The organism is Simiduia curdlanivorans (assembly GCF_030409605.1).
GTDB lineage: Bacteria > Pseudomonadota > Gammaproteobacteria > Pseudomonadales > Cellvibrionaceae > Simiduia > Simiduia curdlanivorans.
This window is the reverse complement of sequence record NZ_JAUFQG010000004.1, coordinates 2,224,509-2,237,501: the sequence shown is the minus strand read 5'-3', so window position 1 is coordinate 2,237,501 and position 12,993 is coordinate 2,224,509. Positions and strand designations below refer to the sequence as shown.

The 12,993-nt window shown below is 53.0% G+C and carries 12 protein-coding genes; 3 read left to right on the top strand and 9 right to left on the bottom strand.

Going from position 1 to position 12,993, the window contains the following annotated elements; genetic code table 11:
* The 6 genes from QWY82_RS09995 to QWY82_RS09970 form a co-directional block, all read right to left on the bottom strand.
* On the bottom strand, positions 1 to 1,257 hold the full coding sequence (locus QWY82_RS09995; RefSeq protein ID WP_290261827.1) for an efflux RND transporter periplasmic adaptor subunit: 1,257 nt from the start codon (positions 1,255 to 1,257) through the stop codon (positions 1 to 3).
* A gap of 259 nt (positions 1,258 to 1,516) precedes the next feature.
* The gene (locus QWY82_RS09990; protein ID WP_290261825.1) at positions 1,517 to 3,289 is read right to left on the bottom strand and encodes a hypothetical protein; all 1,773 of its coding nucleotides are present in this window, start codon (positions 3,287 to 3,289) and stop codon (positions 1,517 to 1,519) included.
* Positions 3,290 to 3,481: 192 nt separating this feature from the next.
* Positions 3,482 to 3,805: a YqcC family protein gene (locus QWY82_RS09985; RefSeq protein ID WP_290261823.1), complete on the bottom strand. Its 324-nt coding sequence runs from the start codon at positions 3,803 to 3,805 to the stop codon at positions 3,482 to 3,484.
* A complete protein-coding gene (locus QWY82_RS09980; protein ID WP_290261821.1) occupies positions 3,805 to 4,080 on the bottom strand; it encodes a hypothetical protein in 276 nt (91 codons plus the stop codon). Before QWY82_RS09980 ends, QWY82_RS09985 begins: the two co-directional genes overlap by 1 nt.
* 23 nt (positions 4,081 to 4,103) lie before the next feature.
* Positions 4,104 to 6,227: an ATP-dependent DNA helicase DinG gene (dinG, locus tag QWY82_RS09975; protein WP_290261819.1), complete on the bottom strand. Its 2,124-nt coding sequence runs from the start codon at positions 6,225 to 6,227 to the stop codon at positions 4,104 to 4,106.
* Positions 6,227 to 7,027: an SDR family oxidoreductase gene (locus QWY82_RS09970; protein ID WP_290261817.1), complete on the bottom strand. Its 801-nt coding sequence runs from the start codon at positions 7,025 to 7,027 to the stop codon at positions 6,227 to 6,229. Before QWY82_RS09970 ends, dinG begins: the two co-directional genes overlap by 1 nt.
* Before the next feature lie 130 nt (positions 7,028 to 7,157).
* On the opposite strand from QWY82_RS09970, the gene QWY82_RS09965 reads away from it, so the two are divergent.
* On the top strand, positions 7,158 to 7,595 hold the full coding sequence (locus QWY82_RS09965; protein WP_290261815.1) for a hypothetical protein: 438 nt from the start codon (positions 7,158 to 7,160) through the stop codon (positions 7,593 to 7,595).
* On the opposite strand, the gene QWY82_RS09960 is transcribed toward QWY82_RS09965, so the two are convergent.
* Positions 7,596 to 8,750 (bottom strand): 1-acyl-sn-glycerol-3-phosphate acyltransferase, encoded by a 1,155-nt coding sequence (locus QWY82_RS09960; protein WP_290261813.1) that lies wholly within the window; start codon positions 8,748 to 8,750, stop codon positions 7,596 to 7,598. It lies immediately after the preceding gene.
* 128 nt (positions 8,751 to 8,878) lie between these two features.
* Between QWY82_RS09960 and QWY82_RS09955 the strand changes: the two genes are divergently transcribed.
* Complete coding sequence (locus QWY82_RS09955) at positions 8,879 to 9,361, top strand: YchJ family protein (RefSeq protein ID WP_290261811.1); 483 nt, start codon at positions 8,879 to 8,881, stop codon at positions 9,359 to 9,361.
* Here QWY82_RS09955 and QWY82_RS09950 read toward each other — a convergent pair.
* The gene (locus QWY82_RS09950) at positions 9,339 to 10,535 is read right to left on the bottom strand and encodes an aminotransferase class V-fold PLP-dependent enzyme (RefSeq protein WP_290261809.1); all 1,197 of its coding nucleotides are present in this window, start codon (positions 10,533 to 10,535) and stop codon (positions 9,339 to 9,341) included. The genes QWY82_RS09955 and QWY82_RS09950 overlap by 23 nt on opposite strands.
* Positions 10,536 to 10,642: 107 nt before the next feature.
* Between QWY82_RS09950 and QWY82_RS09945 the strand changes: the two genes are divergently transcribed.
* Entirely contained in the window at positions 10,643 to 11,707 is a 1,065-nt protein-coding gene (locus tag QWY82_RS09945; protein ID WP_290261806.1) for a DUF3549 family protein, read from the top strand.
* Here QWY82_RS09945 and QWY82_RS09940 read toward each other — a convergent pair.
* A complete protein-coding gene (locus tag QWY82_RS09940; RefSeq protein WP_290261804.1) occupies positions 11,704 to 12,918 on the bottom strand; it encodes an MFS transporter in 1,215 nt (404 codons plus the stop codon). The two genes, QWY82_RS09945 and QWY82_RS09940, sit on opposite strands and share 4 nt — an antisense overlap.
* Between the last annotated feature and the right edge of the window lie 75 nt (positions 12,919 to 12,993).

Here is a 12,993-nt window from a genome sequence, read left to right as displayed (position 1 = left end):
TTAGTCGCTTTTCTTAGCTAACGCTTCTTTTTGTTCTGTACTTTCTGTCGAATTAAGCTCATTAGGCTTTTCAACACTGGCTTTTTTCTCGCTGGGCAAACGCAAAGGCATACCTTCAACGGGATACTGCAATGCCGACACGATGAGCTGGTCTTGGTCTGAAACACCGTCAACGACTACAACCATGGTTCCCTGTTCGCGCAATGACGTCACCGGTTTAAACAGCAAGGTGTGCTCAGCCGTTAATGTAGGTACCTTGCCATCGACAATAAGATGTCTCGGCACTAGCGCGGCTTGTGGCAGACTAATGCCCTCCACCTCTGCCCGCACATAGCTGCCAAATCGTAGCGGATGCTCCGTCGCTTGACTTAACGTTTGATCGCCAGGCTTAGGCACCTGCAAGCCGTAGGGGTTTACCAACTCAGCGACGAGATAAGCCATACGGCTTTGGTTATCAATCACACCTTCAGTGCGAATAATTTTTGCCTCCCAAGAAGTTTGCTGCCCCTGTAGCTCGCCGCGCAAAATCACCTTTGCACCGACACCCTCATTAATCAAAAATTTCAATTGATTATCGGCAACCGGTAGTCGAACCTCTGCCTCCGAAACTGACAGCGCTTCACCAACCGCATTACCGGGATTAACGTAGGAACCTAAACTAACTTGACGGCTTTCAATCAAAGCGTGGAATGGCGCGCGAATGATTGTTCGCTCTAAGTTACTTTCAGCCCTAGCAAGGGCTGCTTCTGCCGCATGTACGCGAGCTTGCTCTTGGGCTAACTGCGGCTCCCGCAAACTCAATGCCGTAGGTTTGCGATCTTTAATACGACTCCACTCATCTTTCGCCACCGCGCCCAAGGCCTGCTCTTGCTGCAATCCCGCTTTAGCAGACAGCAACGCCGCCCGCGCCTCAATCACGTAGGCTTGATAGTCGCTATCGTTAATACGCGCAAGAATTTGACCCTGCTTTACAAAACCACCGCGCACAAATTCCGGCGCTATAAAGCTAATTTCGCCGCTAATTTGCGCCACTAACTGGGTCTTAAATTTTGGCGTAACTAAACCGTGTGAATTAACGTCTAACTGCATAGGCTCGAATCGAATAGGCTCCACTTTTACCAACGGCGCAACCTGATCAGCCTCCTTCTCCTCCGGCGGCTGCTTAAGGCTAATCATGATCACCAAGGCTAAGACACTGGTGATAACGATGACGAAAGGCAGGTAAACACGTTTGTCCTTAAATTTGTCGATAAACACGGCTAAGTCCTATGGAGTCAAGAGGGTGAAAAGGTATGTGTTGATGGCATAGTAAGACTTTAAAAAAAGATGTCACTAGGGGGGAGCTCTGGTTGCGACCAAAGGCTAGGAAGCTGGGTTCTATTGAAACATTAAGCCGCTTGGTGACTCAAAAAAGCATATATGACCAGACGCAAGATCTAATTCAATGTACCAACCAACGGCTAAAAAAAAGGAGGAGCACTTTGCATGCACCTCCTTTTTTGGCTTGATAGAGACTCTATTCTTTATTGTAGTTCACAAAGAAATAGTACTCGTACTTAGTGTTGTCGGGCATAGTAATCTCCAGCTTAACTTCTGTGGTCGCTGGCGTCGAATTAGCGGCATTACCGGTCAGGCTTATCGCCATAGCCGGCATCGCCACAGAATTCGCCGGGAATATAGTTTTCACCTCTCCAGAAGTAGCGTTCAGACGTAAATTGGTAGAGGTTGTCTCTTTCGATGACCAAGTGTACTTAGTACCAGTAGGCCAAGGATTACCATTGCCATCGTCAAAAACCAAGCCAGTTAATGAAACGGTTCCACCGCCTACATTAATAGAACCCCCCAAGGCGGGGAAAGTACCTAGGCTCACGATGTTAACGTCATTTGTAGGCATGAAAATTCGAATATCACGATAGATAAACGTATCTTCCTTTGAAGAACAGATAGCAGCTGCGTTTACACCCGACATACAAGGGCCATTCCACTCGCCGTCGCCTGTGGCGTCATATACGCCATCGAGGTCAATATCAACGAAAAACTCACCCAAATCGTAGGCCCCGCTTTCATTTTCATCGGCGTATGGTTCTCCGAGATCAGTGTGTAAACCAATCTCAGCGCCGTCATACACGCTATTGCCGTTTACATCAACAAACGTCTCTGCTCCTCGCATGTAAGCCAAAACTTGCACTCGCAAGTCAGCCGGACGCGGACCGGAGCTTAACCATTTAACGCTACAACGGCCATTTACCAGCGAACACGCACTATCAACTTTACCGGCTTCAGTCGATACGAAGCGAACCTGTGTACCATCTGGCGGGCTATTGCCAAACTGATCAGCGGCAATGACATTCAGTGATACTTCTATGCCATCAGTGTTAAAGGCACCCGCCGGCTGGCGGCTAGACATCGATATGGAGAAGCGATCATCCACAGCCACGCCAGTGGAGATGGATATATCTGTTGAGCCACCTTGAATTAGGGTGGCGTCATGGGTTGCGAAAACTTTGACTGTAGTAGCCGTGGTTCCACTCTGAACGACGGTTGACACTAGACCCTGACTATCGGTGATTCCAGTTGTAGAGCCGCCGGCAAGAGAAACGCCGCCCTCCAAAGTGCTGAGGGAAAAAGTAACAGACTCACCAATAATTGGCGCAGATTGCGCACCCACCAACTTAAATGTAACTGTCGCTGTTTCCTGACCACCTATACCGCGCAGTGACAACTGGGTCTTGGATGCTGAGACAAATTCAACTGCCAGCACCTGATCGACTTCGATCGTAAGTGCAACAGTCGCTGTAAGAATGGTATCGCCTACCGTTAGACTTGCCGTTACAGTATCTGTACCTGAGCAACCTTGAGGCGTGTAGTTAACCGAGCCCAAGCCATCTGCCGTTGTAATTTGCGACACAACGGCGCCATTTTTCGACAGCTGGGCTGAACCTGCGGCGAGGCAAGTGGAGGAGAATCGAGCCGTGTAACTATTTAAAACGGGCGCATTATTACCGTCAACAACGTTGAAACTCAATGTCGTTGATGAACCCGACTGCAGTGTGGTTTTAGTAGACGCTAATGCACCCAGTACGAACGCGGAACCCGTACCTGTACCAATTTTCACCACTGAAGACCCTGAAGCTCCTGTTCCTCCAGTAGATCCACCGGTACTTCCGCTTGAGCTGCCGCCATCTTCACCCACACCAAACTTAGGTGAGCTAGAGCCACCACCACAGGCGCTGAGCATAAAAAGGCTCGCAAGAAGCAACAGGTAGGTTTTCAAATTCCACGTTTTCATGACAGTACCATTCCGATTTGTCGGCCAAAAACCCTAATAGATAGGCGTACGAGACGCCGAAGCGCGCAATTACGACGAACTAAGGCAAAGTAAAGCACCAATATAGCTGAGCAGAGGATGAGACGCCAGCTTAAGTTTCACGCCTAAGCTAATAAATTTCCTCAGGAAACTGCTTAAATGCGTACCAGTTCACTAACGGAGAAATTCGTCAATCTCCGTTGTTATCCGACCTATCGCCACTAGACTATCAAGCTTTGCCGACAAGTTTTCCTCAACCATTGGCGTGATATTGCACCTGCTGGGCAGTGCAAGCTGTTGTTTAATGCATTGCCGCAGGGTTGGGATAAAAACAAACTGCAGCCAGGTTTGAACCACCATAGTATCAACACAAAACGGCAATTGGCTGGCAAAGGCCGCCAGTTCAGGGGGCTCTTGTGCCCAGAGGTTCGCTTGCTTAAGGGCGAGCTCAAGCTGATCGAGCAAGACGGCAAGGTCAGACAACGGGCCTTTAGCCACTACTGCCCCTTGCGCGACTCAGCGATATAAAAGCGTGCATCTTGGGCGTGCTTAACGCAATTATCGAAGTTTTCCACGGTTTGCATAGACTTGGCGAGGCTGATTAAGCCCAGAGCCTTGGAGTAGCTGACCGAGCCGGAAAAGCCTTCGGCTTTGGCGATATCCAATTCTTGCCAAGCGGCGTCAACATTGGCCGCACAGCTATCGCGGAAGCTTTGTTTGCCGGCACAGGCCGCTAACATCAGTAGCGCCAGAACAGTCAGTAGATAACGCATGGCTTACAGCTCCTTATCTTGGTTCAAAATGAACGTTTAAACGGCGGTAGGGAATTGAGGATAGCCTTGCCGTAACGCCGAGTCAGCAATCGGTTGTCGAGCAGGGTGATAGTACCCGTGTCGGTTTCGGTGCGCAGCAACCTACCGCACGCTTGCACCAATTTTAGTGCCGCGTCGGGCACCGTAATTTCCATGAAGGGGTTGCCGCCGCGCGCTTCTATCCACTCCGACAGAGATGCCTCTACTGGGTCGTCGGGCACGGCAAAAGGTATTTTGGCAATGATTACGTGCTGGCAATAACCGCCGGGTAAATCCACGCCTTCGGCAAAACTGGCCAAGCCAAATAAAATGCTGGTTTCACCGTCATCGATACGGGCTCGGTGCGCGTTCAGCATCTCCTGTTTGGACTTGTCGCCCTGCACTAAAATCTGCTCCCGCCAGTCGATGGATAAACCGTCGTAAACATCGAGCATCTGCCGACGGGAGGCGAACAGCACCAGCGCCGCCTTCTGTGCGCCAAGCAGCTCGGGCAGGCAATCGATAATACCTAGGGTATGATTCAGACTGTCGCTGGCATCTGAGGCGCTGTTGGGAATTTGTAACAGCGCCTTGTTGAAGTCGAAGGGGCTGGGCACCACTGCGTAGGTGGCATTTTCAGGTGTTCCGGTGCGCATTTTAAGCCGGTCAAACTTGCCCAATGCGGTCAGCGTGGCGGAGGTAACCACTGCCCCGCAACAGCGATTCCACAGGCTATATTCGAGTGTTTTGGCCGCGAGAATGGGGCTGGAGCAAATCTCGTAATCAATGCTACCGCCAAAATCCACCAGCGTAATCCAACGGGCTTTCGGCACGCCGCCTTTGTGATCGAGTTCGGCAAAGCTGGCCCACAGGGCCAAACCGGCCTCAGCGCGCGATTGCCACACCCCCAACTGGGGGTACCAATTCTCCATGTCAACTTTGGGCACATCGCAGTGGCTCGACTCCAACGCCTCTTCTAATTCGCGCGTCATTTTGCCCAACAATTCGGCTAGCCGCTCGAAGCTGTGCTTCAGTTCGACGCTCACCTCGCGCATCGCGTCGGGCACAATGCCCTGCTCGAAGCGATAGCGCGGGCTGCGCTCAGGGTCTTCGATGCGCTCGGCCAATTGGGTCACCATGGGGTAGACCATTTCCAAATGCCGTTTCACATCGGCCAGTGCGGCGGGCAACTGCTCGGCGAAGCGATCGATATTACCGGCACCGCTAATTTCGCCCAACATGGCGCCCTGCACCTTATTGGTTTGCTCCAACCATTTAAGCGTACCGATCAAGCGGCTGTGCTCGGCGAAGTGATTGAGGGCTTTATCGGGTAGATGATGACCTTCGTCAAATACGTACAGGGTATCGGCCGGATCGGGCAAGATGGCGCCGCCGCCGAGCGCTAGGTCGGCCAACACCAGATCGTGGTTGGCGACGATAACATCGAATGTGCCGAGCGAATCGCGCGACTTAATAAAACTGCAGGACGACACATTGGAACAGCGCCGGCCGGTGCACTGGCGATGATCCGTGGTCACCCGCGACCACACCTGTGGCTCTAGCTCCTCAGACCATTCATCTTTATCGCCAGCCCATTTGTTCGCCGCCAGTGCATCCATCATGGATTGATAAATGGTCAGCGCCTGTTCGTCTATCTGTGGGTATTCATCTTCGTACAAGGCCTTTTCACTGCTGTTGGCGGCATCCACATCGGTGAGAATTCGATCCAGCTTGGATAGACACAAATAGCGACCGCGACCTTTGGCCAAAGCAAAATTAAAATGCAAACCCGACTTACGCTTTAGGTCGGGCAGATCCTTGTACACAATCTGCTCTTGCAGCGCCACGGTGGCAGTAGAGACTACTAATTTTTTACCCAGCGCTTTGGCCACGGGAATGGCGGCCAATAAGTAAGCTACGGTTTTACCCGTGCCAGTACCCGCCTCAACCACGCAGATGTGGTTTTCGCCAGATCGAACACCCTCGTCATCGAGTTCGATACCACCTAGCGTACGCGCAATTTCCGCCACCATCAGCTTTTGACCATAGCGTGCCTTCAGCGATTTGTTTTCCAAAAACTGGCTGTAGGCAGTTTGAATCGTCTTTTTTAGCTCGGCGGATAATGCCATTAACGGTAAACCTGCTTGCGATTCAAGCGTCTAAATAAATTGGGGAAAAAGCGCTTAACACTCGGCGCTAGCACACTCACACCTCGACCGATGATAACTTGATCTCGGCCCTTCTCGATGGCAAGTAAAAATTCTTGCGCGCAGCGCTCGGCGGAAATCCCCTGCGCAATTCTGGGCTCCATTCTACCTAACGCCGCTCCTACCTCGTCCAGCGAGTTAATGGAAATTTGCGTTTTCACCCAGCCTGGGCAAGCGACAGTCACCTGCACGCCCTGGCTATGTAGCTCAGCCCGCAGCGCTTCCATAAAGCCCATCAATGCGTGTTTAGCGGCTGAGTAGGCCGCCCGCCCCTGTGAGCCAATTAAGCCCGACACACTGGTAATAGTCGCCACAATGCCGGCTCGGGATTTCAACAGGGCCGGTAGCACCGCTTTGGTTAACGCGACTGTACCTAAATAGTTAACTTCCATGATTTTTCTATCCACATCCAAGGCTGTATCTTGGGCGCGGCCACGCTGAGAAATCCCGGCATTGTTGATCAGGATGTCAATCGATAAACCCTCGGCCACCAGCGCAGAAACTTGCTTGTACACTTGCTCTGGGCAAGCCAAATCCAAACTGATCACGCGATGCAATTCAGGGTTAGCCAACCTTAACCGCAGCTGCTCTAAAACCGCTTCACGGCGGGAGCTCAATAATAAACTGGCGCCTCTGGCGGCAAGCTGAAGCGCTAGAGCCTCACCGATACCCGACGATGCGCCCGTAATCCACACACTACGTCCGTTAAAAAAATCTGTCATACCATCCCTTAGTTATGCGGTACTGTACCGCGATCGCGTCCTGCGATTACATCGCCGACTTTAGAAAAATTGAGTCTAACCGATATCTTGATTAAGCTTGTTAGGAAAATCACATAATGGGCGCTGGCCAATGATAGAAAACAAGCGGTTACAGCTATGGCTCTTCATCGGTGGCGCGGCTCTGTTGGTATCCATAAGCATAACGGCAACGGTACTCATCGCGAAACACTTCCGCGCCGACTTTAATTCGGCCAACAGCACCAAGCGCGCACTCGGCATCGTTGAAAACAGGCCAAAATTTGATCTCTATGCCGGCTATGGTTTATGTGAACAGGCCACCCGTGAAAAAATGGAAGGCAAAATTATCAACCTAAACATGGACCGGCGAACCGCCCTCTACGACGATTACGAGCGCACCAACACCCTGATATTTACCGCCGACGTGGTGCCGCGCGACCAACGCTTTTTAAGCGAGCAGCACTCCACCAAGAAAATGCACGTACAATGCGTCACCAGCGCCGACACCAATACACTCACAACTCTGGTGATTGCGCCCGCCGATGAATAATCAGCGGTTTATGTCCAAATGTGCGCTCACCGGGTTGGCGTAGCTGGCTAAGAAAATATCCCGCTGCTCGTCGTTCAAACCCTGAATACGGCGCTTTAACTCCGCCGCTTCGGCAGGGTAATCATCGGCATTAAACGCCACTTGCGCCTCGCCTACTTTCACTTTCGGTACCAAGCCCGTTAACTGCTGGTAGGCTAGGCAGTTGCTTGGGTGTAACCGGTAATTCGACAGTATTTGCCGATCTATCTCCGCCGCCACTTCGTCAGTGCCTTTGAACTCGCCCTTAATCACATCGCCGTAAGTTAAATGAATGCGGCCTTTAAAACCGTTAATGCCGGCGGCAATACTGGCAATATCTTCCTGCTCGCCTTTTTGGTAACTGCCTTCGGTTTTTAATAAATATAACTCGCGGCTCTTGGCCAAGTCGCAAGGGTCCCACTCGTAGGAAATAGACACGGGCACGATATTAAGCTCGGCCAAGTAATCGCCCAAGGGCTGCTGCTTGGGTTTGCTTAAGGCAATCATACTAACCACGGCGGAATTGGTTTTATCGCGCCCGTCTTTGGCCCTACCTTCGCGCTGTGCTATCCATAGGCTCGACTGCTCTTCGCACAGCACATGGTGAATATAAGACGACAAATACTTAGCCGCCTTGAGCTTTTCCCGCGGCGCCTTGGCCGATCGATTGACAATAAAGCTTTTGTTGAGCCGCATGATGTCCGAGACATAGGGCTTGGTTAACAAGTTATCGCCAATGGCAATTTGCAGGGTGCGAAAGTGATTCAGGTAGAGCATCCAGGTCACCAGCGCTGGGTCCATGGCGATGTCGCGATGATTGCTGATAAACAGGTAGGGCTTATCTCGGTCTAACTTATCGAGGCCGCTGGCGGTGACGCCGCGCGACTTCTCGTCCAGCATGGCGCGCAAATAGCCGGAAACCAACTCTTGAAGGTCATCTACTGTAGCTATGCCGTTAAATTCCGCGCGCAACTTTTTCGCCACCAGCGGCTTAATTAACCAGGGCACTAGGCGGCTAATGACGGGGAACTTGAGCGCGGCAATGGCGGCGTGTAATTCTGGGTTGCCAACGATGCCAGCCAAAACAGGGGCTACTTCTTCATCGCGGTAGGGTCTTATATCGTCAAATTCGCTCATGGGCTCTGGGTATGTGGTTGTTATTGTCCAGGCAGGATTGTTTTATAGTAGCGCACTTCGTGCACGCGACCCTGCCTCCGCCCTCCGATTGGCGAAAGGGTGGCAAAAATACCGAAAAAGGATGAAAAATGCTACCCAAGGTTTGCCCTTGCTGCAGTGGCCAAAGTTACCAAGCCTGCTGCCAACCTAGCCACGAGGGCGCACCGGCGCCCAGCCCAGAGGCGCTGATGCGCTCGCGCTTCAGCGCCCACGCCTTGGGTTTGTTCGATTACATACTATTAAGTTGGGCTGAGTCGGCGCGTGCAGGGGTTGATCGGGAAGCGCTTAAAGGCTGGCTCGAGCGGGCAAGCTTTGGTCAGCTTAGCGTGTTATCGAGCCAAGTTTCCGGGACAAGCGGCAAGGTGGAGTTTGTGGCCTGGTATCGGCAAGATGGGCAATTGCATGCCTTACACGACCTATCGCATTTCATACACGAGCATGGCCATTGGCGCTATCTCAACAGCAGTGCCCCAGAGCTGAGCGCACCTAAACTCGGTCGCAACGACCCCTGCCCTTGCCTCAGCGGCAAAAAGCACAAACAGTGCTGCATTAACTGCCTGGCAACTCCTTAACCGACTCCTCCAGCGCATGAATGGCGTCGCGCAACTGCTCGTCGCACAGGTAAGGCGCTGGGCCCATCCTGAGCCACTGTTTGCGGAAGTCGGTGTGCACACCCCGGTCGCGCATCATTTCGCACAGCTGCTTGGCATGGGGAGAGCTAAACGAGAGGAAGCCCCCCATGTACTCGAGCGACGTGGATAGCTCGATCACTGCCGGATTAAAGTTAAATTGCTTAAACGTGCTGCTTAACAGCTCCAGCTGATGATGGTGCACATCGTCGAGAAAATCCGGGTCTAGGCCTTGGCGCTGGAAGTAATCGAACACCCGATTGGCCCTAAACACCGGCAACATATCCATGCTAGAGCCGTGAAACCGTGCCCCGGCATCGCCGTACATCAGCGGACTGGTGGCGGGCTCGTCGACGATGGGATCAAAGGCGCCAAACCAGCCAGTGACCAAGGGCCGAAACTGGCGCCCCTCGGGCACGTGCATAAAGGCCAAGCCACTGCCCATTTGGCAGTACTTGGCGCCACCGCCCACCACAAAAGCTTGTTGCAGGTTGTAATCTTGAACCGAAAACGACAGCACATTGACGGAGTGATAGGCATCCACGAATAACTCGACGCCCTTGGCCGCGCACAAAGGCATCAAGGTATCTAACTCTACGCTTTGGTGCCCAGTTTCAAAATTAACCGACGAGGCGCACACAGCCGCGGTTTTATCGTTGACGTGGCGCGCCAATCTTTCCACCAGCGTGCTGGCGGGGTTGGCGGGCTCAAATATCACCTCGATACCGGCCTCTGCTAAACGCACCAGCTGGCGCGCAATAGATGGATACTCGGCATCGCTGGTGATGATTCTCGGCCGCGCGTCCAAGGGCAGTGATGAGAGAAACCGCACAAACAGGGCGTGCACACTCCCGGCTAGGGCAATATCTTCCGCCGCACCGTGGATTAACCCAGCGAAGCCTGCGCGCACCTTATCGGCCATCTCAAACTCTTGGTCGAAGCGCTCCTCACCGTATCGATTCAAACAGTCCCAATGTTCTTGATAGGCAAGACCGGCGCAATCTGGCATGGCCTGATGAATATGCCCGGTGAGCATGATGCGCGCCCCAACCGCCGCGTGCTGGTAGTCTTGGGCGAGAATATTGGGGGTTTGGGTTAGTTGTTGCAGACTAGGCATGGGCACTTCCTAAGATTCGTCCCCCCAGTATAGCCAAGCATTTTTGTGTAGACTGCGGGCCAGCAAAACAGCCTCAAATTAGCCCTAATTCAGAGCGAGACCCTTACATGCAACCTATCCCTTCCCCTATCAGCTCTATCACCGACCTCTTGGCGCGGGTTGGCCTGACGTGGCGCGCAGAGGATTGTGGCGCGCGTATACAGAGCCTCGATAAAAAGCAATTCACCCAGTTTGAACAGGGCAATAACCCCTACCCTTACCCCTATCTAGGGCAGGCACACCTTGCGCTGGTGGTGTGGGGCGAAGGTCAGGCGCAAGCGCCGCACATTTGGTTTTTGCGTTTTGATCTCGACGAACAAGCAAAAATGCCGCTGAAGAGCCGGGATGAATTTGTCCAGCAATTACTCTTTGCCATCGGCACTAACCTCGCGGCGGCAGAGCAAGGCGAGCGGCTAAAAAGCGTATTGGATAACAACCCCTATGTGTGGCAACCCAACGAGGCTCTGCAAGCGGCCTTTCACGCTCGGCTCACGGCGCGCTTAAAGCTGGCCCCCAGCCAGTTTTATCAGGATGTACTGAACTATTTCAGTCAGGGGCCTTGGGATTACTGGCAAGCCTTGGGCCTGCAGGGTTTAGCCGACTTAGTCGCACGGCACAAAGACCCACAAATTCACACCTTGTTGGTGCAAAACCTCGGCGGTATTCCCGAGCCGGTGTTCAAAACCTTGAGTTGCCTACTCGAACACGAGCCAGTGGATATTCAGTTAACGGAAGTGATTGTCGAACGCTTGACCCAAGCCTTGCAGTCAAACAATCCTGCCGGCATTACTGCAGGCTTGCGGGCGCTGTCCAGCAGTAGCGCCAAGGGCTTTGTGGCAGAGGCGTTAAAGCGAACACTTGAGGCCGAGTGCTTAGATGCAGAAGCCATCGTCACCCTTGCCACTCGTCATGGTCACAACCTGATCGATAAACGCCTAACCTTGCCCTTTCTCGAACAGGTAGCGCATTTAGGCCAGGCGAGCTTCAATCGGGTATTGGCCGAGTTATTATTTCAACCGTCCTTAAGGCCGCACTTTTTAGCGGCCTTTAGAGACACAGAGAGATCCGAGCGCTTGAGCCAAGCCATTGGCGGCTTGCTCGGCGGCAAGGGCAACCCAGAGCCGATTAACTAAGCCCTGGGTTTAAACTTACTTCGATCGAGCAAATAGGCTGGCCGCATGGCCAGCAGCCAAGCGAGCACCAACATAGCACCGGCCACGCCCAACATAGGCACATAGCTACGGCTCAAGGCGCCTTCGTCGCCCACCATTTTAGCGGCAACCAAGGAGCCAGTGGCCAAGCCCATCTTCGAGGCAAAGCCAGCCAAGGCCGCCATACGCCCCTTAGTATCAAACTCCGCCGCCATGCCGAGTAGGTAGGCGACCACAAACGCCCAAGTAATCCCCACCAAGCAGTTGGCCAAGGCAAACACACCCGGTTGATCGGAATAAATCAACGACCAGGTAGCCCAAGCCGTCACGATCATCGCCACACTCATGGGCACCAAACGGCGCATGCGGCTAGACACCACAATCACCAACACCGCGCCCACCACACCCAGCCAAGCGGCAAAGCCCAGCCAGCGAGAAATATAATCCAGCTCCAACTGAAAAGATTTGGCCAAGCCCATCACCACCGCATAGGGGCCATTATTGCCGGCTTGAAATAAGAATAACGCCGCCAAGGTGGCGAGCAATGGCCACCAGGCCATGGGCGAGGCTTCACCCGCTAAATTCACCACCGGCGGCCGCTCGGGATAATCCGGCAGCAGTAACAGCAAACAAAAACTCACCGCACTGAACAGCATGAGTGACCAGAACAGGACCGGGGCGCCAAAATCCACCACCAAACTGGGCAGGTACATAACACCCAGCCCACCCAAACCGTATTGCACCACCAGCAACACGCCAAAGGTTTTCTCAGGGCTCTCGGTGCGAGCAAAAATGCTGTAGGCCACGCCAACTAACAGGCCGCCAATGCAACCGTGGCCAAAACGAATACCGATTAACCAATCGGCGTTCGTAATAAAAGACGATAATAAATCCACGCTAATAAGCAGCAATAACAGCGAGCCGCACACCAAGCGCCAGGAAGTTCGCCCCGCCAAAAATACTGCAACCAGGGCCCCTACTGCGGCGCCGTAGATGTTGCTCGACGCCACCGAGCCGGCATCGGCCGTGCTAAAGCCTAAGCCCGTTACCAGGCCATCCACCAAGGCGGGAATAATGTTGACGTAGAAGAATCCGGCGGTTGCCAACATGGCCAAACAGAAACGCGCCAAGAGCCCGTGAGCAGATTGCCTGGGCGATGCGAAAAGCGAGAGTTTAGTGGTGATCGCAGTCATTCAAGTATCCATTGAAAGCGGAGTTTAGGTGATCGCAAAGCCGCGGAGCTAAGCGACCATAGAAACACCACTCTA